Source organism: Flavobacterium sp. GW821-FHT11G01 (assembly GCF_058808175.1).
This window is the reverse complement of sequence record NZ_JBXARK010000003.1, coordinates 113,850-137,117: the sequence shown is the minus strand read 5'-3', so window position 1 is coordinate 137,117 and position 23,268 is coordinate 113,850. Positions and strand designations below refer to the sequence as shown.

Annotated in this window: 16 protein-coding genes and 2 tRNA genes; 10 read left to right on the top strand and 8 right to left on the bottom strand. The window is 34.1% G+C overall.

The features are described 5' to 3' along the window. Window position 1: 1 nt before the first annotated feature. Window positions 2–74 (bottom strand) — tRNA-Gly (locus AC1RRN_RS07650). A gap of 107 nt (window positions 75–181) precedes the next feature. Next, window positions 182–254, bottom strand: a tRNA-Gly gene (locus tag AC1RRN_RS07645). A 134-nt stretch (window positions 255–388) separates the two neighbouring features. On the opposite strand from AC1RRN_RS07645, the gene AC1RRN_RS07640 reads away from it, so the two are divergent. Both AC1RRN_RS07640 and AC1RRN_RS07635 read left to right on the top strand, forming a co-directional pair. Next, window positions 389–826: a GNAT family N-acetyltransferase gene (locus tag AC1RRN_RS07640; protein WP_492966736.1), complete on the top strand. Its 438-nt coding sequence runs from the start codon at window positions 389–391 to the stop codon at window positions 824–826. Window position 827: 1 nt separating this feature from the next. Continuing rightward, window positions 828–2,429, top strand: coding sequence for a L,D-transpeptidase family protein (locus tag AC1RRN_RS07635; protein ID WP_492966735.1), 1,602 nt, complete (start codon window positions 828–830; stop codon window positions 2,427–2,429). On the opposite strand, the gene AC1RRN_RS07630 is transcribed toward AC1RRN_RS07635, so the two are convergent. Continuing rightward, window positions 2,418–3,140 carry a murein L,D-transpeptidase catalytic domain family protein gene (locus AC1RRN_RS07630; protein WP_492966734.1) on the bottom strand — a complete coding sequence of 241 codons (723 nt, stop codon included), beginning with the start codon at window positions 3,138–3,140 and terminating at the stop codon, window positions 2,418–2,420. The two genes, AC1RRN_RS07635 and AC1RRN_RS07630, sit on opposite strands and share 12 nt — an antisense overlap. A 287-nt stretch (window positions 3,141–3,427) precedes the next feature. On the opposite strand from AC1RRN_RS07630, the gene AC1RRN_RS07625 reads away from it, so the two are divergent. Continuing rightward, entirely contained in the window at window positions 3,428–5,857 is a 2,430-nt protein-coding gene (locus AC1RRN_RS07625) for a DUF5916 domain-containing protein (protein ID WP_492966733.1), read from the top strand. A gap of 140 nt (window positions 5,858–5,997) precedes the next feature. Further along, window positions 5,998–7,515 (top strand): 2,3-bisphosphoglycerate-independent phosphoglycerate mutase, encoded by a 1,518-nt coding sequence (gene gpmI / locus AC1RRN_RS07620; protein ID WP_492966732.1) that lies wholly within the window; start codon window positions 5,998–6,000, stop codon window positions 7,513–7,515. Between the two features lie 103 nt (window positions 7,516–7,618). On the opposite strand, the gene AC1RRN_RS07615 is transcribed toward gpmI, so the two are convergent. After that, entirely contained in the window at window positions 7,619–8,872 is a 1,254-nt protein-coding gene (locus tag AC1RRN_RS07615; RefSeq protein ID WP_492966731.1) for a DUF445 domain-containing protein, read from the bottom strand. Window positions 8,873–9,102: 230 nt separating this feature from the next. Here AC1RRN_RS07615 and map point away from each other — a divergent pair, with 230 nt between their 5' ends. The 5 genes from map to apaG all read left to right on the top strand — a co-directional run bounded on the left by map (window position 9,103) and on the right by apaG (window position 15,542). Then, window positions 9,103–9,921, top strand: a complete 819-nt coding sequence (gene map / locus AC1RRN_RS07610; protein WP_492966730.1) for a type I methionyl aminopeptidase — start codon at window positions 9,103–9,105, stop codon at window positions 9,919–9,921. Between the two features lie 21 nt (window positions 9,922–9,942). Next, window positions 9,943–10,716: a methyltransferase domain-containing protein gene (locus AC1RRN_RS07605; protein ID WP_194658053.1), complete on the top strand. Its 774-nt coding sequence runs from the start codon at window positions 9,943–9,945 to the stop codon at window positions 10,714–10,716. 116 nt (window positions 10,717–10,832) lie between these two features. Next, window positions 10,833–13,736, top strand: coding sequence for a DEAD/DEAH box helicase (locus tag AC1RRN_RS07600; protein WP_492966729.1), 2,904 nt, complete (start codon window positions 10,833–10,835; stop codon window positions 13,734–13,736). Window positions 13,737–13,816: 80 nt separating this feature from the next. Continuing rightward, window positions 13,817–15,076: a type IX secretion system plug protein gene (locus AC1RRN_RS07595; protein WP_492966728.1), complete on the top strand. Its 1,260-nt coding sequence runs from the start codon at window positions 13,817–13,819 to the stop codon at window positions 15,074–15,076. A 79-nt stretch (window positions 15,077–15,155) separates the two neighbouring features. Then, window positions 15,156–15,542 (top strand): Co2+/Mg2+ efflux protein ApaG, encoded by a 387-nt coding sequence (apaG, locus tag AC1RRN_RS07590; protein WP_492966727.1) that lies wholly within the window; start codon window positions 15,156–15,158, stop codon window positions 15,540–15,542. Window position 15,543: 1 nt separating this feature from the next. Here apaG and pdeM read toward each other — a convergent pair whose 3' ends face one another. The 4 genes from pdeM to AC1RRN_RS07570 form a co-directional block, all read right to left on the bottom strand. Beyond that, a complete protein-coding gene (pdeM, locus tag AC1RRN_RS07585; protein ID WP_492966726.1) occupies window positions 15,544–16,176 on the bottom strand; it encodes a ligase-associated DNA damage response endonuclease PdeM in 633 nt (210 codons plus the stop codon). A gap of 9 nt (window positions 16,177–16,185) precedes the next feature. Beyond that, window positions 16,186–18,645 carry a ligase-associated DNA damage response DEXH box helicase gene (locus AC1RRN_RS07580; protein ID WP_492966725.1) on the bottom strand — a complete coding sequence of 820 codons (2,460 nt, stop codon included), beginning with the start codon at window positions 18,643–18,645 and terminating at the stop codon, window positions 16,186–16,188. A gap of 97 nt (window positions 18,646–18,742) precedes the next feature. Beyond that, complete coding sequence (locus AC1RRN_RS07575; RefSeq protein WP_492966724.1) at window positions 18,743–20,344, bottom strand: ATP-dependent DNA ligase; 1,602 nt, start codon at window positions 20,342–20,344, stop codon at window positions 18,743–18,745. Beyond that, window positions 20,341–21,369 (bottom strand): ligase-associated DNA damage response exonuclease, encoded by a 1,029-nt coding sequence (locus AC1RRN_RS07570; protein ID WP_492966723.1) that lies wholly within the window; start codon window positions 21,367–21,369, stop codon window positions 20,341–20,343. Before AC1RRN_RS07570 ends, AC1RRN_RS07575 begins: the two co-directional genes overlap by 4 nt. Before the next feature lie 201 nt (window positions 21,370–21,570). On the opposite strand from AC1RRN_RS07570, the gene pruA reads away from it, so the two are divergent. Then, complete coding sequence (pruA, locus tag AC1RRN_RS07565) at window positions 21,571–23,196, top strand: L-glutamate gamma-semialdehyde dehydrogenase (protein ID WP_492966722.1); 1,626 nt, start codon at window positions 21,571–21,573, stop codon at window positions 23,194–23,196. Window positions 23,197–23,268 lie beyond the last annotated feature (72 nt).

Here is a 23,268-nt window from a genome sequence, read left to right as displayed (position 1 = left end):
TAGCGAAAGACGAGGCTCGAACTCGCGACAACCAGCTTGGAAGGCTGGAGCTCTACCAACTGAGCTACTTTCGCATTAACAGGGTGCAAATATAAAAAATTAAATCGTTTAAAAAAATAAAAATCAATAATTATTTAACTTTGATAAAAAAACCGCAACAATTAAGTTCCGGTTTTTTTAGAGCGAAAGACGAGGCTCGAACTCGCGACAACCAGCTTGGAAGGCTGGAGCTCTACCAACTGAGCTACTTTCGCATTACTGGTGCAAATATAAAAAATAAGTTCAGTTCAAAACAAGCTTTTTTTCAAAAAAAATGAATTAAAAACAACAATTTCTTATAACCTATTTAAAATTAAAAAGTTATACACTTAATTATTTTTCATAAATTATGATTCAAATTAAAGAAATCCCCTCAAAAGAAACTTATATCGTTCGTCAACCTGTTCTTAGAAAAGGAAAACCTATAGAAAGTTGTATCTTTGAAGGAGATGATTTAGAAACAACACATCATTTTGGACTTTTTAATAATGGAAATTTAACAGGAATTATTTCGTTATTCGATAAAATCAATCCTATATTTGCTGAGCAAAATCAAGCACAAATTCGTGGGATGGCTGTTTTAGAAACCCATCAGAAAAAAGGATTTGGAGAGACTTTAGTCAAACATTGTGAAACCTACTGCAATGAGAATAAAGTCGATTTGATTTGGTTTAACGCCAGAACCGCCGCTGTAGGCTTTTACAAAAAAATGAAATACCAACCCCTGGGTAATTCATTTGATATTAAAGATGTTGGCGAACACTATTTGATGTATAAAAAATTATAGAATGAAGAAACTTTACTTTCTTTTAATAGTATCCATTTTTATTTGTTGCAAAAAAGAGGAACCTAAAGCAGTTCCTGTAAAAAAAACAACTCCACCTCCTGCAATCATACTTACAGATGAAAGAAAAGTTTCTATCGATACTACTTTAATAGGTGTTTTTAAAAGTAAAACGCTTCAGGAATTTTACAATTCCTCAAATAATCAAACCGTTTGGGGAAATCTCAAAAAAAGAACTTATGTCTTGTCGCAAATAAAAAATAGCGAAAAATTAGGCTTAAATCCAGACGATTATAAATCTGCGACGCTTGAAAAATTCGAAAAGAGAATCAGCAAACTTAATGATAAGGAATTAGCCACTTACGACATTCTGCTTACTTATAATTTTGAATTATATCTAAACCATTTGCACAAAGGCAAACTAGATCCTAAAAAACTATATACAGATTGGGATCTCACAGAAAAAAAACTGGATGTTAATAGTATTTTGATAAAAGCATTTAACAAAAATAAATTAGACAGCATTGTCGAAAATATTCAACCAAAATCAGAGACTTATAAACAGCTTTTAAAAGCACTTGAAATTATTGATACATTCCCAGAGGATGTGATTGGAATGATTGTGATGGATTCTTTGACAAAAAAAATATCGTTAAGCGACAAAAATCCGGCTTTAATCAATATTAAAAAAAGGCTTTTATTTTGGGGTGATATGTCTGGAAAAGATAGTTTAAGCACCGTTTACAACCAAAAAACATTTGAATCAATAAAAAGATTCCAGGAGAGACATGGCTTGGCAGCTGACGGAGTAATTGGGCAAGGAACAATAAGTGCTCTCAATTATTCTAAAGAAAAAAGAAAACAACAAATCATTGCTAATTTAGAGCGTTGGCGTTGGTATAACAGTGATTTTGCTGAAAACTATTTCATGATCAATATTCCGAATTACAGCCTGAATGTCGTTGAAGGCCAAGACACTACTTTAGTACGTAATATTGTCGTTGGAACAAGTAAAAGAAAAACTCCAATTATTACTTCGGTATTAAAAACAGTTGTTTTTAATCCTACCTGGACAGTTCCTCCAACCATTTTAAAAGAAGATGTAGTTCCTGCCATGAAACGCAATCGTAATTATTTGAAAAATAAAAATATTACGATATATGATACTATGGGTCATGAAGTTGATCCGGGTAACTGGAATGAAAACAAACCTGGCAATTATAAATATGTGCAAAGTCCGGGTTATAATAATTCGTTAGGCCTTATGAAAATATTATTCCCGAATCATCATAGCGTTTATTTACACGATACCAATCATCGTAATATTTTTGGAAGAAATAATCGTTCGTTAAGTTCCGGTTGTGTTCGAATTGAAAATCCGTTAGAGCTTGCAGAACATATTTTAAATGATAGCATTTCTACAAATTGGCCGAAAGAAAAAATCGATTCAATTATTGAAACCAAAATCACAACCAATATCAGGATAACAAAAAAATACGCTTTGTATCAATGGTACTGGACAGCCTGGAGCAAAAAAAATCAGCTCATTTTTAGAGCTGATATTTATAATTTAGATTCGGATTTGTATGCTAAACTAAGAAATTAGTTTTTCTTCCATCGCAAAACTTCTTGACGGATGGTAGATATACAAACATGATTTGTTTTTTATAGTTTCAATTATTTTATCTCTCAATTCAAACGGAATTGCGGGACAACCCTGGCTTCTGCCTAATCTTTTATTGTTTCTGATGAAAGAATCTGAAACATAATCAGCAGCATGCATTACAACACCTCTTTCGCGAGCATTGTCATTCACACCATTTTCCAAACCATCTAAACGAAGAGAAACTCCATGTTTTCCCTGATAAATTTCGCCTGTTGCATAAAAACCAAGACTGCTTTTGTTAGATGAATTATTGTTTGAAAAAGCAGATGCATATTCTTCGCCTGTATTTCTTCCGTGAGCAACCAATGATTGAAATAAAATAGTGTTTGTTGCCAAATCAATTACCCAAAGACGTTTGGTATTGGATGACAAACTAAAATCGATCAGCGTTAAAATATCTTTTTGAATGATTCCCTTTTCTTTCAATAAGTAAAATCCTTTTAAGGCTTCAGAAAAAGTTTTAAGTTCAGGCAACTGATAATTGTTTGTATTCAAGGCATGATACACAACTTCAATCTTAGCTTCGACTGTAAGTTTTTCAACTTTAGCGATACTTTTCGTTGCTTCTTTTTTAATCTCGGGAGTGCTTTTTGAATCTTTACCAAAAGATAATAACAAAAACACTAGCAGGGGATAAATTTTGTAAATCATTGAATTTCTTTAGGTTAATAACAAACTTGGGTATGGCAAAAATAGAAAAAATTTAAAGTAGAAAAAATAAAACACTGTGAATCAGGCACGTTTTGTTTAAAATTTAACAGATCAAAAACAAAAAATTAGCATATTGACGTAAAAATCTTATTTTTACATATTATTTTAACTTTAATTACGTAGTCATATACTTACAATATTAAAAAAATATAATTTTTAGATTTTAAAGTGTAACATTTAACAGAATTGAATGTCTATATTATCTTAAGAATCCTTCATCATACAAAATGAAAAAAGTAGTTTTCCTTTGTTTTCTGTTCAGTGTATCTTTCGGCTACAGCCAAAAGAAAACACTGCAAGCACAATCTACCTCGCAGTCCATTATTATTGATGGAAAACTAGATGAGGCGGCATGGGAAAACGCACCGATTGCTTCTGATTTTATCATGTTTGAACCTGATAACGGAAAACCAATTCCCGAATCTCAAAAAACAGAAATCAAGGTTATATATAATAATGACGCCATTTACATAGGCGCCATGATGTATGACAATGAACCAAACAAAATTTTAAAAGAGATTTCTCAACGTGATAATTTTGGGACTGCTGATATTTTTGGCGTTTTTATAAATGGCTTTAATGACGGACAGCAAAACTTTGAATTTTTTGTTTCTGCAGCCGATGTACAAGGCGATTGTATTATGACAGATGCCATTGGCGAGGATTATTCCTGGGATGCGGTTTGGATTAGCAAAGCCAAGATAACTGATAAAGGCTGGCTTGTTGAAATTAAAATTCCTTACGCCGCTTTGCGTTTCTCCGGAGAAAATAAACAAACCTGGGGAATTAATTTTTTTAGGGAAGTAAAAAGAGAACGCAGAAAATATACATGGACACTAATTAATACCAAAATAGGAACATTTACTCAGCAAAATGGGGAATTAACAGGAATTGAAAATATCAAACCTCCTACCCGATTGTTTTTTATGCCATATGCATCTTACTATTTAAATGCTGCGGATGGCCAGAAAACGTATGGTACAATAAAAGGTGGTATGGATATTAAATATGGAATTAATGATGCTTTTACGCTCGATGCGATTCTGGTTCCTGACTTTGGACAAACCAAATACGACGATCAAATCTTGAATTTGAGTCCATTTGAGCAACAATTTAATGAAAATCGGGCTTTTTTTACTGAAGGAACTGATTTGTTTAATAAAGGAAACATCTTTTACTCGAGAAGAATTGGAGGAAAACCTTCTATCGAACCCGACTTAAATGATGACGAAGAAGTCTTTGAAACTGTTCAGAATGTTAACTTAATTAATGCCTTAAAAGTTTCAGGAAGAACTAAAAATGGATTAGGAATTGGTATTTTAAATGCAGTTACCGAAAAAACTTTTGCTACTATAAAAGACACCATTTCAGGCGACACGAGAAAAATAGTTGTCGAACCGTTGACCAATTACAATGTATTGGTTTTAGATCAGCGTTTTCGAAAAAATTCTTCTGTAACCTTTATAAATACCAATGTTACCAGAAACGGACATTACAGAGATGCCAATGTATCCGGCTTAGTTTGGGATTTAAACACCAAAGCGAATACCTATAATTTATCAGGAAATGTAAAATATAGTGTTATCAATCTCCCTCAAGATAAAACCGGTGTTTTCTCTACAATTGGTTTTGCCGAAACTACTGGAAAATATCGCTACAGCTTAGGTTCCGATTTTGTTACAAAAGGTTATGATCCAAACGATCTCGGAATTAACTTTTATACAAATTATTACAACTTTTACGGAAACGCCAATTATAGAATTCTAAACCCAACAAAGCTTTTTAATAGTTTTAGAATTAACTATAATATGTATGCCGAATTTAATAAAGAATCCGGAAAAGTACAGGATAATAATATTGAAGCAAATGTAAACCTGAGTACGGTAAAAAATAATTATTATGGCGGAGGAATCACAGTATTTCCTTTGGTATCTCATGATTATTATGAACCAAGAGCAGACAATCGTTATGTTATTATTCCGAGAAGAATTGAGGCTTGGGGCAGTATTTCTACAAATTACAACCATAAATTTGCAATAGATATAAATCCGTCAATTGCAATTGCTGATGAACCTGGAAGAATGGCATACGGATTCGATATTGGACCTCGATACCGTTTTAGCGATAAGCTTTTAATGGTCTATACTTTTAGCTATTTTAGAAAAAACAACAACAAAGGCTATATCGACGGCTATGATGATGATGACAATGAAAGCACTCCGGAAACAATTGTTTTTGCAAATCGAAATGTGATTACTTATTCGAATACAATTACCGGAAAATACGCTTTAAATAGTGCGATGACATTAAATTTAGCACTTCGCCAATATTGGTCTTATGCTGAAAACAAAGACATTCTTGAATTGCAGCAAGACGGAACATTAACACCTTATCCTCAATATACTGAAAATAAAAATTCAAGTTTTTATTCCTGGAATGCCGATTTATCTTATTCTTGGTGGTTTGCACCGGGAAGTCAGGTTTCTGTTTTATACCGTAATAGTGCTTCTAATTTTGAACGCATTATCGATAAACAATTTAGGGATAATGTAACTGCCTTGCTTAATAATGATGCTTTAAAACACATTTTTTCAATCAGTGTTAAATATTTTATCGACTATAACGCTGTCAAAAATAAGCTCAGAAAGAGAGCGTAGCGTGAATTAATTTTAAAAAATAAGTCCTTCTTTAATTAAATTATTATTTTTTCACATACTTCATTTTATTAAACATAAATGTAACATTGCTTTCTTTGCACATTTTAGAAATGGCTTATCTTTGTACAAAACAAAAAGTAATGAACAAGAAAGTTATCCTTATGATTTTAGACGGTTGGGGGAAATCTCCTGACCCTAAAGTATCCGCAATAGACAATGCAAATGTTCCTTTTATAAACAGTCTTTACAAAAATTACCCAAGCGCTCAACTTCGTACTGACGGATTAAACGTAGGTTTACCTGAAGGTCAGATGGGAAATAGCGAAGTGGGACATATGAATCTTGGTGCCGGAAGAATTGTGTATCAGGATTTAGCCAAAATTAACCTTGCTGTAGCACATCAAACATTAGCCAAAGAGCAAGTTTTGATCGATGCTTTTACCTATGCTAAAGAAAACAATAAAAAAGTTCACTTTTTAGGATTAGTTTCTGACGGAGGTGTTCACTCTCATACATCGCACTTACGTGGATTAATAGATGCTTCTCAGGAATATGGTTTAGACCAGGTTTACGTTCATGCTTTTACAGACGGACGTGATGTTGATCCAAAATCAGGAGCAAAATACATTCACGATTTAGAAGAACATATTAAAGATACTCCGGTAAAAATTGCTTCGATCGTTGGTCGTTATTATGCAATGGACCGTGACAAACGTTGGGAACGTGTAAAACTAGCTTACGATTTAGTAGTTAACGGAACCGGAATTCCTTCAAAAAATGCTGTTGCTAGTGTTCTTGAAAGTTACGCACACGATGTTACTGACGAATTTATTGCTCCAATCGTTATGGTTGACGAAGAACAAAAACCTTTAGCTACAATTGTTGAAGGCGATGTTGTAATCTTCTTTAATTTTAGAACTGACAGAGGTCGTGAACTTACAGAAGCGCTTTCGCAACATGATTTCCATGAGCAAAACATGCACAAATTGAACTTGTATTATGTAACACTTACAAACTACGACGAGACTTATCAAAATGTAAAAGTTGTTTACAATAAAGATAATATTACCGAAACTCTTGGTGAAGTTTTAGAAAAAGCGGGCAAAACACAAATTCGTATTGCCGAAACAGAAAAATATCCGCACGTAACATTTTTCTTTTCCGGTGGAAGAGAAACTCCTTTTGAAGGCGAATCAAGAATTTTGAGAAACTCTCCAAAAGTTGCCACTTATGATTTACAGCCGGAAATGAGTGCCTATGAATTAACAGCTGCTCTTGTTCCTGAATTGAATAAAGGCGAAGTAGATTTCGTTTGCCTGAATTTTGCTAATGGAGATATGGTTGGTCACACCGGAATTATGAGTGCAGCAATTCTTGCTTGTGAAGCAGTTGATGCTTGCGTAAAACAAGTGATTGAAGCCGCTCTTGCCAATGATTACACGACAATTGTAATTGCGGATCACGGAAATTGCGAAACAATGATTAATCCTGATGGAAGTCCAAATACAGCACACACAACGAATCCAGTGCCGATTATTTTAGTTGATAAAAATCTTAAAAACATTCAAAATGGTGTTTTAGGAGATATTGCCCCAACTATTTTAGAATTAATGGGAGTTCCGCAACCCAATGCAATGACTTGTCATTCATTATTATAGAAACCACTTTTTTTTAATAGAAAAAGAGACAAGTTTTAGGATTTGTCTCTTTTTTGTTTTTGAGCGTCTTTTATGTCATTTCGAGTATTTCTGTTATTGACAATCACATTACAAAATAATGATACGTCCATTCTACTCCATAAATTACGAGTCCAATTAAGCCCCCGACTAATGTTCCGTTAATTCTGATGTATTGAAGATCTTTTCCGATTTCTAATTCTAATTTTTCAGAAACCTCTTTTCCATCCCAGCTTTTTACGGTTGAAGAAATTAAATCTCCAATTACTTTTTTATTGTTTAGCAGAACTGATAATAAATCATTTTTGATGAAATTATTGATTTTGTCAATCATTACCGGATCTTCTTTTAATCCGTTTCCGAAACCCTGAATTAAACTTGAAATATTATTTTTAATGGAAGACTCATCACCTTTTTCTAAATCAGTAGAAATGGACAATTTTATTTCATCCCAAATTCCATTGATATAATCCTGAACTTCTTTTTTGCCTGCAAAACCAAGAATTAGGTTATTGATTTTAACTCTCATTTCTTCAGAGTTTTTTACCTTCTCTAAAAAATCAGCAACATATTCGTCTATTTTGATTCTGATTTCGCTTTCCGGTTTTTTCGCTTCATCCAAAAACTCTTGCAATCCATTAAAAATTCCTTCTGAAATGCTTTTATCGGCCAAACCAAAACTTAAAAAAGGTGTGGATTGTTTTACTTTTTTCCGAATCAAATCTTTATTATTGGCTAATTCGGTACTCATTACTTCTAGAAGATTTGTAAGCAATTGATCTTTTACATTTCCTTTTTGTAATGGTTCCAATGCCAGTGCGACCCAATCTCCAAAATTTATTGCTTCTAATTTTTCTTTAAATTGAACCTGAATGAATCGTTTTATATCTTCGTCTTTGATGGTTTTTAAAACGCCTGGAATAATATTCACGGCAACCAAATTCGCAATTTTATTGGCATTTTCTACTTCCGAAAGCCAGTCTGACGCTTTTGTAGCAAAGTTGAATTCTTCTAATTTAATTTCTAATTTCTCCCGATTCAGAAATTCTTCCGAAACAAAATTCCCCAAATTTTCTCCTATCTCATTTTTCTTAGTTGGAATAATTGCGGTGTGCCAAATCGGAATCCCAAGCGGATGACGAAACAAAGCTACAACTGCAAACCAATCGGCAATTCCACCAACCATTGCAGCTTCGCTAAACGCCTGCAACATAGGAATCTTAAAATAAATAGCAATTATAAAGAGAAGAACTGCAACGCCTAAAAATGCAAAAGCAGTTCTTTTCATTTTTTTTAAAGCTTTTACTTTAGATATATCCTGATCTATAATAGTTTCCATGATTACAACATTTTACTACTAATTTATGGCTTTTTTCTGAGATAGCTATCTATTCTCACGCTTTAAACAGCCACGAATTCACGAATTTTCAAAAAAAAATAAATTACTCCATTCCTAAAATTGATTTTTTTTTAAATTCTGCTTTTCAAAAATTAGTGAATTCGTGGCAAAAAATAACTTAAAAAATAACATTAAAAATTGTACTTTTGCGAACTGAAAATCTGAAAAATATGATTATCCAAAAAAGTAGAGAGGAAATCGAATTAATGCGCGAAAGTGCTTTGATCGTATCTAAAACATTAGGAATGATTGCTTCTGAAATTAAAGAAGGAGTTACCACATTATATCTTGACAAATTAGCCGAGGAATTTATTCGTGATCATGGCGCAGTACCAAGTTTTCTTGGGTTGTATGATTTTCCAAATTCTCTTTGTATGAGTCCGAATGCACAAGTTGTACACGGAATTCCTAACAATACACCTTTAAAAAGTGGTGATGTAATTTCTGTAGATTGTGGTGCATTCAAAAATGGATATCACGGAGATCACGCTTATAGTTTTGAAATTGGAGAAGTTGCTCCGGAAGTTAAAAAACTTTTACAAGTAACAAAAGAATCTCTTTATGTAGGAATCAGAGAATTTAAAGCTGGAAATCGCGTTGAAGATGTTGGAAATGCGATTCAAAAATATACTGAAGCTCACGGTTACGGAGTTGTTCGTGAATTAGTTGGACACGGAGTTGGACAAAAAATGCACGAAGAACCAGAAATGCCAAACTACGGAAAACGCGGACGCGGAAAACTTTTTGTAGAAGGAATGGTTGTTGCCATCGAGCCAATGATCAATATGGGAACAAAAAACATCAAACAACTAAAAGACGGCTGGACAATTCTAACTGCTGACGGAAAACCAAGTGCGCATTTCGAACATGACGTGGCACTAATTGATGGAAAACCAGAATTATTATCTACGTTCCAATATATCTACAAAGCATTAGGAATTGAGAGTAATGAAGAAGATGAATTCAGAAAAGTTCCTTTAGTTTTATAATTACAACCCCGAATCTTAACCGTGAAAAAACTTTTTAAATTAGTTTTAAATACTATTCCAAGACCATTATTAATTCGTTTGAGTTATGTGGCGCGTCCTATTTTAGCTTTATCTTTAAAAGGAGACAAATTTACTGATCCTATTGATGGAAAAAGTTTCAGATCGTTTTTACCTTACGGATACGGAAAGCAACGTAATAATGTACTTTCACCAAGTACACTTTCATTAGAAAGACATCGTTTGCTTTGGTTATACCTAAACGATCAGACTGATTTCTTTACGGCACCAAAAAAAGTGCTTCACTTTGCTCCGGAACAAGCTTTTTATAAATTATTCCGCAAGCAAAAAAATCTGGATTACACCACAACCGATTTATTTTCGCCTTTGGCAGATGTAAAAGCAGATATCTGTAATTTACCTTTTAAAGACAACGAATACGATGTGATTTTGTGTAATCACGTTTTAGAACATATTCCGGATGATACAAAAGCAATGCAGGAATTATTCCGTGTTTTAAAACCAGGCGGAATGGCTGTTTTGCAAATTCCACAGGATTTATCGAGAGAAGTTACTTTTGCTGATGATTCGATAACAGACCAAAAAGAACGCGCTAAAATATTCGGACAATACGATCACGTTCGTATTTACGGACGCGATTATTTCGACAAATTAAGAAGCATTGGTTTTATTGTAATCGAAGAAGATTATACTAATAAAATTGCACCAGAATTGGTAGAGAAATATTGTTTAGCAAAAGGAGAAATTATTCCACTTTGCTTTAAACAGGAAAATTAGTTTTTCTACCATATAAGTAATATAAGTTCATTTAAAAAGTTTTCAGAATAGCCCAATTTTGAAAACTTTTTACTTTTATAAGCCTAACCAAAATCATACAAACCAAACCTCAAATCTTGGAACCTACAAAATCATTTCAATTTTGTTTTGACATCAGTTTTGACAAAAATCTTAATGCCTTTATTCCAACTGCTTATATTGTTGAGAATACTACTGAAATTAAATATCTGGACAAAAAAGCAACTCCTGGCGTACTGGAAAGCTTTGGAATTGCTTTAGAAAATTTAGATTCAAATACAAAAAAAATACTGACCGCATGCGAATCTTTAAAGTCTGATTTCATTTTCAAAAAATTCAGTGCTAAAATCAAATCGGCAAAAACAATTGCTGATTTGCAAAAAGATTCTAAAATTGATTTTGCTATTCGTCAGCATTTAAAAATAAATTTAGCTTCTTTTTATACTTTAATTGTTCAGGAACAATTTCCGTTGTCAATTAACCTTGGGCCTGAAAAAGATTTTTATCGTTCAAGAGTTGATGTTAGTCCGCTTTATTTTGAACCTCAAATTCAATTTGACAAACACACCGAAGGAATTACGTATACTTTATCTTTAAAAGAAAACGAAACTATTTTTTCACCAATGAACAATAGTGTTGATATTCTTTTGGATGAGCCGGGCTGGTTAATTATCGATAAAAAATTAGGGCAGTTAAAAGATCTTAATTCTAAAAAACTGCAGCCTTTTTTAAAGAAAAAATCAATCGAAATACCTTCAAAATTAGTTGATGATTACTTTAAAAGTTTTATTCCTGAAATAGCTAAAAAAATCGACATCGAAGCAACGGGTTTTGAGATTGAACTTCGTGACAAAATCATTTCGTGCACGATTCAGCCTGTTTATGATTTCTTCAAGAACTGTTATTATCTCAATCTATATTTTGATTATAATGGCTATTCATTTGATGCCAGTAAAACTAAAAAAACACATTCGTTTGTTGATTTCAGCATTGCCAATGAACCCAAAATAATTCAGTTTAAGCGAAGTGCTGACGAAACTTTATATACAAATAAATTACCTGAACTTGGTTTAATAAAAATCAAAAACGAATTATTTGGATTGAATTCAGATGCAGAAATCCAAGATCCTTACGCTAATATTCAATTTGTTATTGATCGTAAAGATGAACTTGAAAATTTAGGTTTTACAGTCCAAAATTTAAAACTGGAAAGCAAAGAAATCATTACAGAAAGTCATACTGTTTTAGCTTCAAAAGAAGAGACAAAAGAAGATTGGTTCGACATTAAAATAATGATTACTATTGGCGTTTTTACTATCAATTTCAGCGAAATTATTCCCAATATAAAAAGCAAAGAAAGACTCTTTTTATTGCCTGACGGAAACTATTTCCTAATTCCTTTAGAATGGCTAAGCAAATACAGTTCGCTGGCAAAATTAGCTAAAACAGAAAATGAAAATCTTCTTTTACGTAAAAGTAATTTTACCGCTTTAGACACTATTCCGGAAATTAAAAATGATGTTATTCACAAAGCAGAATATACAGCTTCTGATTTGCTAAAAGCAACTTTAAGACCGTACCAAATTGAGGGTGTAAAATGGCTTTTAGGTCATTTCAATTCCAATTTAGGCGCTTGTCTTGCTGACGATATGGGACTCGGAAAAACATTGCAAACTTTGGCTGTTTTGGTTGCCGTTCAGGAACAATTAGGTTTTACTACAAAAACTACAAATTTTGATTTGTTCGCCAACGAAACTACAATTGAAAGAGAACCTCTCAAGGCTTTGATTGTTTTGCCTTCCTCACTGGTTTTTAACTGGTTTAATGAATCTGGAAAATTCACACCGCATTTTTCAAGAATGCAATATGTAGGTAACGACAGAAAACTATTAGCGAGTAGATTAGCATCAACAGATTTAATTTTTACCAGCTACAGCATTGTTCATCGTGATATTTCAATTTTAGAAAAATATGATTTTCGTTATTTAATTTTAGACGAAAGTCAATACATCAAAAATAAAAATTCTAAGATTTTTAAAGCCATCAACAAAATAAATACGGGTCACAAAATTGCCTTAAGTGGTACTCCTATCGAAAACTCACTGGACGATTTATGGTCGCAAATGCAGTTTATAAATCCGGATATTTTAGGAACTTATACTTTTTTTGCAGAAAATTTTAAAATCCCAATTGAGAAAAAGCAGGACGAAAATAGCTTATCTGAATTGAAAAATTTGGTTCAGCCTTATATTTTGCGACGAACGAAAGAACAGGTTTTGAAGGATTTACCGGAATTAACAGAACAGATTTATTATTGTGATATGGATCCTGAACAGGAAAAACTATATGAACAGGAAAAATCAAAAGCTCGTAATTTTCTATTAAAAACAGATGGTTCCAGCCCTGATAAAATTAGCATTATCAACACTTTAATGAAGTTAAGACAGCTGAGTAATCATCCAAAAATGATCGATCAGGAATCTGAAATTGATTCCGGGAAATATATTGCAGTCACTAATTATCTGGAAAATTTAGTCAAAGGAAAACAAAAGACTATTATTTTCAGTTCGTTTGTAACTAATTTGAATTTCTACACTACCTGGTGCAAAGAAAACAAAATACAATATTGTGAAATTACAGGCGAAACTCCTGCCAGTAAAAGAGAACAACAAGTAAAACTGTTTCAGGAAAAAGAAGAACCTTTGTTATTTTTTATTTCGCTTAAAGCAGGTGGCGTTGGTTTGAATATCACCAAAGCCTCTTATGTTTTATTCTTAGATCCATGGTGGAATCCTTTTGCCGAAAAACAAGGAGTTGGAAGAGCGCACCGAATTGGACAATTAAATAAAGTAAATGTTGTCAGATTTATTTCGAAAAATACGGTAGAAGAAAAAATAATCAAATTACAGGAAAACAAAAAGCTGTTATCTGATTCTCTTTTAGAAGAAAGTTATATCAACGACGAAATTGAAGTTAATTTGAGATACATTTTGGGTTCCTGATAAATTGTTCTTAAAACCAATAAAACGTCTTATTTTTCGTTGTATAAATTGTTATATTTACAATCTTACAACGTAATAAGATGCCAAAATTTTTATTTCAAAGTCTACTTTTATTTTTCATTTTTACTTCGGCGAAAGCCCAGGAAGTACAAACCGAAGTTACTCCTCCGTATAATATCAAAACCGTTTCATTTATTCAGAATGGAAATAATGTAGTACCGATTTTCGAATTGGGTTCTGTATTTGAATTGCAATTTGATGATTTGTTTGGTAATGAAGCCAATTATTATTTTGATGTAATTCATTGCGATTATAACTGGATGCCGACTGATATTCCGAAAACGGATTATGTTCGTGGTTTTGACAATCAAAGAATTACAGATTATTCGAATTCTTTTAATACCCTTCAGGCTTTTTCGCATTATCGTCTTTCTTTTCCTAATCAGTTTACCACGCAATTGAGAATTTCGGGCAATTATATGTTGAGAATTCTGAATGAAGATCGGGAAGTTGTTTTCTCCAGAAAATTTATATTGTTCGAAGATCATTCAACGGTTGGAGCTGTAGTAAAACGAAGCCGAAACCTCAGCAACATTGATTATAAACAAAACCTCGAATTTACTGTACTTTCAAATGACATTGTTTTTCAGACCCCTTTACAAAATGTAAAAGTAATGTTATTACAAAATGGTGATTTTAATACCAGCATCAAAAATATTGTTCCACAATATACTATTGGAAACCAAATGGTTTATAAATACGATAAAGAAACACAATTTTGGGCTGGAAATGAATTTTTATATTTTGAGAATAAAGACATCCGTGCCGCGAGTAATAATGTTGCAAAAGTAGGTTCGGCGAACGATATTTACAGTTCCTTTTTATACACCAATCAGGCAAGAGCAAACCAAATTTATACTTTATATGAAGATGTAGATGGAAATTTTGTGGTTAAAAACATCAACGGTTCCAATCAGGAAATAGAAGCAGATTATGCCTGGGTTTACTTTAGTCTTTCGGCTCCCGCTTTCCGTTCAAATAAAGACATTTATATTGTTGGAATGTTCAATAATTACAGTTTATCTCCAGAATATAAAATGGATTACAATGAACAAAAAGGAGTTTACGAAAAAGCGGTCATGATCAAACAGGGTTTTACCAATTTTGAGTATCGCGTGGCCGATAAAAAAGGTGTAATTGATTATGAAAATGCTATTGATGGTAATTTCTATCAAACAGAAAACGAGTACACTATACTGGTTTATTACAAACATAGTTCAGATCGATACGAAAGAGTTATCGGAAAAGGAAACGCAAACTCAATAAACATCACTAATTAAAACATTGTTAAAGGATTTCGTTGAACGATTTTTTTTCGTAAGTTTGCACGTATAACACTCACATATATACTACGTTAGTATGGTTTCTCAGATTACAAGAGGCATAAAAATATCGGTTTTGACTAGTTTTGAAGGTACTTACTTCAAAAACTACAAGATCCACTTTGCCTTTAGCTACGTAGTTACGATTGAAAACCACAGCAAAGATTCAGTACAATTAACTTCTCGTCACTGGGAAATTTTCGATTCTTTAAATGATATTGATATCGTTGACGGTGAAGGCGTTATTGGGAAAAAACCAGTTTTAAAACCTGGAGAAAATCATACTTACAGCTCTGGTTGTTTGCTTTCATCTCCTTACGGTGCAATGAAAGGTCATTTTAATATGATCAATTTTACTACTACCAAAACATTCAAAGTTATTGTTCCGACTTTTAGAATGTGTGCTCCGTTTGCATTGAACTAATTCAACGTTTTATTTCTATTACTTCCTCTTTTGTAATGGCGTATATTTGATCGTTTTCTTCGGGAATCAAATAAAAATTACCTGTGAATTCTCCAAAAGCAGGAAAAATCATTTGATTTGGTTTTCTAAAAAAACAAGACAAGCTCAAAAACTGTCTGCCCATTCCTTTTAATTTTATTCCCGGGTGAATGTGTCCGCAAAAATTAAATAGTTGTTCTCTTTCTGATGGATGATGGGTCAACAAAAAATCATGAATAATTAATTCGGAATAAACCTCAATATTCAAATCTAAATAATACTGTTTTGAAATGATATCATGATTGCCTTCAATCAAAATAATTTTCTGAGAATGTGTTTTTGTCCATTCTGAAAAAAAATTCCATTCGTTATTGATTTTACTGTGGAATAAATCTCCTAAAAAAATAATGGTTTCAGAGTCAAATAATTCTAAAACCGTATTTAATCTGGTAAAATTTTCTAAAACTGCCTTTTCAGGAATCGCCATTCCGTGTTTTCTAAAATGGCCAATCTTTCCTAAATGCAAATCAGAAATGAAGAGTATTTTTTCTTCTTCCCAAAAAGCAGCGCCAGATTGGTGTAACACTAAATGTTGATTGTTTATATTAATTTTCATACTGTATCCTTATTTCATATAGCTGGCCGTCATCTTTTTAATTCTTTCCTGCAAAGTTTCGCTGGATAATTTTTCTCTAAGTCGATCTGTGATTATCGGAAAACTAAATGGAGTTGGCTTATTGCATTGCTTCCAAACAATATTCTGGCTATTGATTCTTTCCATCGCCTGAATCAAACGCCCTTCTTCTAACTGATGTTCAAATGTTTCTATAAAAGCTTGTTGCAGCAATAAATTATCAGGTTCGTGATCGCGAAAAACTTCAAAAAGCAACTGCGATCCGCTTTGCAAATGTCTTGTTTTAATTGGTTTTCCAGGCATTCCTGTGAAAACTAAACCAGCGATAACGGCAATATCCCGAAATTTTCTTCGTGCCATTTCAGTAGAATTCAGGCTTTTTTGCAAATCATGATGAACATATTCTGTTGTAAATAAGTTATTATCAAACACCGCCTGCATATCAATTTCCTGATCTGATAATAGCTCAAATCCGTAGTCATTATACGCCAGAGAAAAAGTAATCGGCGAAAGCAAACTAATGCGATACGAAATTAAACTTGCCAATGCCTCATGAACATAACGCCCTTCAAAAGGGTAGAAAATGGCATGAAAACCTTCTCGCGTTTTAAAGGTTTCAATTAAAAATTCATTATCATTGGGAACGATACTTTCTTTGCGTTGTCTTTCAAAAAGAGGACGCAAAGCTTTTAATTCGGGTGTTAAATTTTCTGTATTTGCAGCATATAATTCTTCTCGCAACAATTCGCTCATTTGCGCTGATAATGTCATACGTCCGCCCATCCAGCTTACAACACGAGAGGCTTTTTTCGGATCTGCTTTTCGAACTAAAACCTGCATGTTTTTAACCCGAAACAATTCTAATCTTTTTCCCGCAAATGTAAAAACATCGCCAGGTTGTAATTTTGAAGCAAACCATTCTTCAATCGAGCCAATATAACCTCCACTTAAAAACTTAACGTTTAAAGCTGCATCGCCAACAATTGTTCCAATCTGCATTCGATGATGCATAGCGATAAGTCGGCTGTTGATTTTAAAACGTCCGTCTTCTTCAATTTCTACTTTTTTATATTCATCATAGGCTTGTAAACTCTGACTTCCATTTGTGATAAAATTTAAGACCCAATTCCAGTTTTCTTTTGTAATATTCTGAAAACAGAATGTTTGTCTGACTTCTTCAAAAATTTCATTTGGGAAAAAGCCATCGGAAACCGCTAAAGTATTGAGATATTGCACCAACACATCCCAACTGTTCAAATATGGCATTCGATCTTCGACAACAGTTTTAGCAACCGCTTTTTTTAAGGCAGAAGCTTCTATCAATTCCATTGCATGTGTCGCCAAAAAGTAAATTACACTTTCTTTGCCGGGTTGATGACCGCTTCTTCCGGCTCTTTGTAAAAATCGTGCAACACCTTTTGGTCCGCCAACCTGAATAATTGTTTCTACCGGCGCAAAATCAACACCTAAGTCTAAACTAGATGTACAAACAACCACTTTTAATTCCTCATCTCTTATGGCATTTTCTACCCACAAACGCGTTTCTCTGCTAATGCTTCCATGATGCATCGCCATATCGCCGGCAAATTCCGGATATTTTTCTAAGAGCGCCTGAAACCACATTTCACAAGCAGAACGTACATTCGTAAAAATCAAAGTTGTTTTGCTTTTTCTGACGATTTTTGCCACCTCATCAATCAAGTGCAAACCCATGTGCCCGCGCCACGGGTAACTTTCCATTTTTTCAGGGAGAATCGATTCTATTTTTATTTTTTTGTTGATGTGTGCTTTAATCAAAACCGAATTTTCATACGCTTCTGAATTGACACCTAACAATACTTGTTGTGCTAATTCGAGATTTCCAATAGTGGCGGAAATTCCCCAAATTTTCATTTTTGGCGCAACTGTTTTTAATCGGGACAAAGCCAATTCCATTTGAACACCACGCTTTGTACCTAATAATTCATGCCATTCATCAACAACAATTGCAGAGCAGTTCGCAAAGGTTTTGGCAAATTCCTTTGATGCTAAAAGTAGTTGCAGACTTTCAGGAGTTGTAATCAATAAATCTGGCATTTTTTTGCTTTGCTTTGTTCGTTCACTTTGCGAAGTATCTCCGGAACGAATTCCAACAGTCAATGGCAAATCTAAATCGGTAATAATTCGTTCAGCTGCTTGTTTTATTTCGACAGAAAGTGCTCGCAAAGGCGTAATCCAAATTGCTTTTAATCCGGGTTTATGTTTAGTTTTAAAGTCAGGATTTGTTTTGATGTAATCAAGAACGATGGGAAACCATAAAGCATAGGTTTTTCCGCTTCCCGTTGGAGCGTTCAATAAACCGTTTTTGCCTTGCAGAAATGCAGTCCAGGTTTGAGTTTGAAACGGAAAAGATTTCCAACCCTGATCCCGAAACCAGTTTTCTGCAATTGTATATAGTTCTTCTCTGTTCATTTTTTATAAGGTTCAAAGTTGCAAAGGCTCAGAGGGACAAAGCGGTTTCCTAAGGTTTTTTTCTTTGAAACTCTGTTACTTTGTCCCTTTGAACCTTTTACGAAATCATACTTTTTAAATCTTCAATTGAATTGGCATCTTCAATTTTTTTGTCTTGTCGCCATCTTAAAATTCTTGGAAAACGTGTTGCAACACCACTTTTATGCCTTTTGGAAAGTGCGATTCCTTCGAAACCAATTTCGAAAACTAATTTTGGTGTAACACTTCGAACGGGACCAAATCTTTCTAAAGTGTTTTTTTTGATAAAATCATCTACTTTCCTGAATTCCGCATCGGTTAAACCGGAATAGGCTTTTGCGAAAGTTACGAGTTCTCTTTCTTCTTTTTCATTTGTTTGCCACAGCGCAAAAGTATAATCGGTAAACAGATTCGATCGTCGCCCGTGACCACGCATTGCATAAGTTAAAACGGCGTCGATCACTAAGGGTTCAATCTTCCATTTCCACCAATCGCCTTTTTTTCTTCCTACCTGGTACGTCGAATCATTGCGTTTAATCATTAACCCTTCGCTTTTCATTTCTCGGGCGCGCATTCTTTCTGCCGCAACATCTTCCCAGGAATGGAGTAAAACTCTTTCTGATAATTGAAAAGCGGCTGTTTTATCTTTAATGGAATCATATAATTGTTCTAATAATAATCTTCTTTCGGAATAAGGTAAATTTCGAATATCCTGACCTTCCCATTCTAAAATATCGTAAGCCTTTAAAATTACAGGGACTTTTTCGAGTAAACTTGCTGATATCGTTTTGCGACCAATTCTAGTTTGTAAATCATTGAAAGTTCCAATTTCTCCTTCCGGAAAAGCTAAAATTTCGGCATCAATTACAGTTCCGTTTGGAATCAAACCAACAAAAGATTGAAACTCCGGATATTTATCAGTTACCAACTCCTCGCCTCTTGACCATACATAAATTTCGCTTTCGCGGATGATTGTCTGTGATCGAATTCCGTCCCACTTATGTTCTACTGACCAATCTTCGGGATTTCCAAGATTATCAATTTCGCCTTCAATGGGATACGCCAAATAAAACGGATAAGGTTTTGATAAATAATCGCTGTTCTTTTCATCCAAAATCAATTCCTGAAAAGTGATCGTGTTTGGATCCCAATTTCCCATTAATTTATACGCCAAAGCATCTTCATCAACATCTTCTGCTTTTGAAAGTGCTCTGGTCATTAATTTTTGGCTTACGCCGATTCTTAAACTTCCGGTAATTAATTTGGTAAAAACAAAACGTTCGTAATAATTCAATGCCAGCCAGTTTTGATGAAGATATTCCTTTTTTTCTACATCAGATTTCTTTTTTAAGGCTATAATTTCCTGAAGATATTCCGTTAAACTTTTATCAGAATGTTCTTTTGTAGTGGGAATAATCAACGCAATTGTTTCAGCCAAATCGCCAACAATATGGTAACTTTCTTCAAAAAGCCAAAGTGGGATATTAGCCAATTCATTTGCCCAAATACGCAATAAAGTTGTATTAACAGGTCTTGGCGGACGACGATGTGAAAGAATGGCAATAGTCCAAACTTTATCCTCTGGCGATGCATTTTTAAAATACGTAGTCAGGGCGTCGACTTTTACGTTCGTTTTATTCGAACTGTCAAGTGTCTTTATAAGTTGGGCGAAGTTTTTCATTCTATTTCTTTCTCAGTTTCAACTTCCTTTTCCATTTCAGCCGTTTCGCCTTCATATTGCGTTTTTTCGGTTCTGGCATCGTAACCCAATTCTCTTAAATATTTGGAGAAAATATCGGTATAACCGTGTGTACAAATTATCTTTTCTGCTCCTGTCGCTTTTATACTATCCAATAAAGAAAACCAATCACAATGATCACTCAAAACGAAACCTTTATCAATAGCGCGTCTGCGTCTTGCTCCGCGAAACGCCATCCAGCCACTGGCAGAACCCGTCACAAAAGGTGTCATTTTTCTGATCCAGATACTTCCGTGCGCGCTTGGTGGTGCAAGAACAATGTTTCCTAATAAATCTTCTTTTTTGGTTTCACGCGTCACTAATGTCGTGGGTGGAAAATCAACCATTGGACGTAAAACATTCGTCATGTTTTCTATAGCGCCGTGCGTATAAATCGTTCCGATATCGGTATCAAGATATTTCAAAAGTCGTTGCGCTTTACCCAGAGAATATCCAAAAAGAATCGAAGTTTTTCCATCTGCCTTATTTTCTGCCCACCAATTATTAATTTCTGTAATTACTTCGGCTTGCGGCGTCCAGTTAAAGGCGGGCAAACCAAAAGTACATTCGGTTATAAAAGTGTCGCATTTTACAACTTCATACGGAACAGAAATTCCGTCATCTTCGGTTTTATAATCTCCGGTAAAAACCCAGACTTCGCCTTTGTGTTCTACCCGAATTTGAGAACTCCCAATAATGTGTCCGGCAGGATGCAGAGAAAATTTCACATTGTTGATTACAAAGGTTTCTCCCCATTCTTTTCCCGTAACATTTATTTCTCCTAACCGATGTCGGATTATTGGAATATTGGTGTGGTGTGTAATATAATTTTGATTTCCCCAACGCGAATGATCAGCATGCCCGTGTGTAATAATTGCATTTTTTACTGGCCGCCACGGATCGAGATAAACGTCGGCCTGTTGACAGTAAATTCCTTTATCATTAAAAGCTAAGAGTGGGATTTTCATTTGGTTACCATTTTGCTGTTTTACAAACCATTTAGGGACATTGTATCAAATTTAACTATTTATCAATCAAGTCATTTTATAGTTTCGCGGGATTAGTTTATTAAATTACAACTTTTTAATATTGTATTGTGATATAATCAAATTTTCATTTGTACTTTTGTAAAAAATTAGACAATTCGTAATTTTAAAATAATTTATCCCATGTTAAAAGGATTCTTTCATGTACCAAAAGCGGTAAACGAACCAGTAAAAGGTTACGCACCAAACTCACCAGAAAAAGCAGCCGTTCAGGCAGCTTACACTACAATGTGGAACTCAAAAATTGATGTGCCATTATACATTGGAAGTGAAGAAATCAAAACTGGAAATACTAAAACTATTTCAGCTCCACACGATCACAAACATATCGTTGGAACTTATCATTTAGCTGAAAAACAACATATCGAAAAAGCAATTGCCAATGCACTTGAGTCAAGAAAAGCATGGGCAAATATGGCATGGGAACAACGTGCTGCTATTTTCTTAAAAGCTGCTGAACTTATTGCTGGTCCATACAGAGCTCGTATCAACGCTGCAACTATGATTGGACAATCTAAAAATATTCACCAGGCAGAAATTGATGCTTCTTGCGAATTGATTGACTTTTTACGTTACAACGTAGAGTTCATGACTCAAATTTATGGAGATCAGCCAAAATCTGATTCTACAACATGGAATCGTTTAGAATACAGACCTCTTGAAGGTTTTGTTTACGCAATTACTCCTTTTAACTTTACTGCTATCGCTGCAAACCTTCCTGCAAGTGCTGCTATGATGGGTAACGTTGTGGTTTGGAAACCAAGTGATAGCCAGGTTTTTTCTGCAAAAATAATTATCGAAGTTTTCAAAGAAGCTGGTGTTCCTGATGGCGTTATCAACGTTGTTTTTGGAGACGCTTTAATGATTACTGATACTGTTTTAGCAAGCCGCGATTTTGCTGGAGTTCACTTCACAGGATCAACTCACGTATTTAAAGATATCTGGGCTAAAATTGGTGCAAATATTCACAATTACAAAACATATCCAAGAATCGTTGGAGAAACTGGTGGTAAAGATTTTATCATTGCACACCCAAGCGCTAACGTAAAACAAGTGACTACAGGTATTACTCGTGGTGCATTTGAATTTCAAGGACAAAAATGTTCTGCAGCTTCAAGAGCTTATATCCCGCAAAGTTTATGGCCAGCTGTAAAAGAACAATTAATTGCCGATGTAAAATCAATGAAAATGGGTTCTCCGGAAGATTTTGGAAACTTTATTACTGCAGTTATTCACGAAGGTTCTTTTGATAAATTAGCGAGTTATATCGATCAGGCTAAAAAAGATGCTGATGCTGAAATCATCATCGGTGGAAATTACGATAAATCTGTAGGTTACTTTATTGAGCCAACAGTTATTGTAACTACAAATCCAAAATATACCACAATGGAAACCGAATTATTCGGACCAGTTATCACGATTTATGTTTACGAAGATGCAAAATGGGAAGAGACTTTAGAATTAGTTGATACTACTTCTGAGTATGCTTTAACCGGAGCTGTATTTAGTCAAGATCGTTATGCTATTGAAGTAGCGACTACGAAATTGCAAAATGCTGCTGGTAACTTCTACATCAACGATAAACCAACAGGAGCTGTTGTTGGAATGCAGCCTTTTGGTGGAGCGAGAGCTTCAGGAACTAACGATAAAGCAGGTTCTGCATTGAACTTACTACGTTGGGCTTCTCCAAGAACGATCAAAGAAACTTTTGTTACTCCGGAAGATTACAGATATCCATTTTTAGGATAGTCTTAAAGTTGGAAAGTCGAAAGTCTTAAAGTCAATATAAAAAAGCCGAATCTAAATTTAGATTCGGCTTTT

Coding starts and splice junctions, on each gene's coding strand:
- gpmI (WP_492966732.1), top strand. CDS start 5,998: ATGAACAAGAAAGTTATCCTTATGATTTTAGACGGTTGGGGGAAATCT.
- AC1RRN_RS07580 (WP_492966725.1), bottom strand. CDS start 18,645: ATGAACAGAGAAGAACTATATACAATTGCAGAAAACTGGTTTCGGGAT.
- AC1RRN_RS07595 (WP_492966728.1), top strand. CDS start 13,817: ATGCCAAAATTTTTATTTCAAAGTCTACTTTTATTTTTCATTTTTACT.
- AC1RRN_RS07625 (WP_492966733.1), top strand. CDS start 3,428: ATGAAAAAAGTAGTTTTCCTTTGTTTTCTGTTCAGTGTATCTTTCGGC.
- AC1RRN_RS07640 (WP_492966736.1), top strand. CDS start 389: ATGATTCAAATTAAAGAAATCCCCTCAAAAGAAACTTATATCGTTCGT.
- apaG (WP_492966727.1), top strand. CDS start 15,156: ATGGTTTCTCAGATTACAAGAGGCATAAAAATATCGGTTTTGACTAGT.
- AC1RRN_RS07615 (WP_492966731.1), bottom strand. CDS start 8,872: ATGGAAACTATTATAGATCAGGATATATCTAAAGTAAAAGCTTTAAAA.
- pruA (WP_492966722.1), top strand. CDS start 21,571: ATGTTAAAAGGATTCTTTCATGTACCAAAAGCGGTAAACGAACCAGTA.
- pdeM (WP_492966726.1), bottom strand. CDS start 16,176: ATGAAAATTAATATAAACAATCAACATTTAGTGTTACACCAATCTGGC.
- AC1RRN_RS07630 (WP_492966734.1), bottom strand. CDS start 3,140: ATGATTTACAAAATTTATCCCCTGCTAGTGTTTTTGTTATTATCTTTT.
- map (WP_492966730.1), top strand. CDS start 9,103: ATGATTATCCAAAAAAGTAGAGAGGAAATCGAATTAATGCGCGAAAGT.
- AC1RRN_RS07575 (WP_492966724.1), bottom strand. CDS start 20,344: ATGAAAAACTTCGCCCAACTTATAAAGACACTTGACAGTTCGAATAAA.
- AC1RRN_RS07635 (WP_492966735.1), top strand. CDS start 828: ATGAAGAAACTTTACTTTCTTTTAATAGTATCCATTTTTATTTGTTGC.
- AC1RRN_RS07570 (WP_492966723.1), bottom strand. CDS start 21,369: ATGAAAATCCCACTCTTAGCTTTTAATGATAAAGGAATTTACTGTCAA.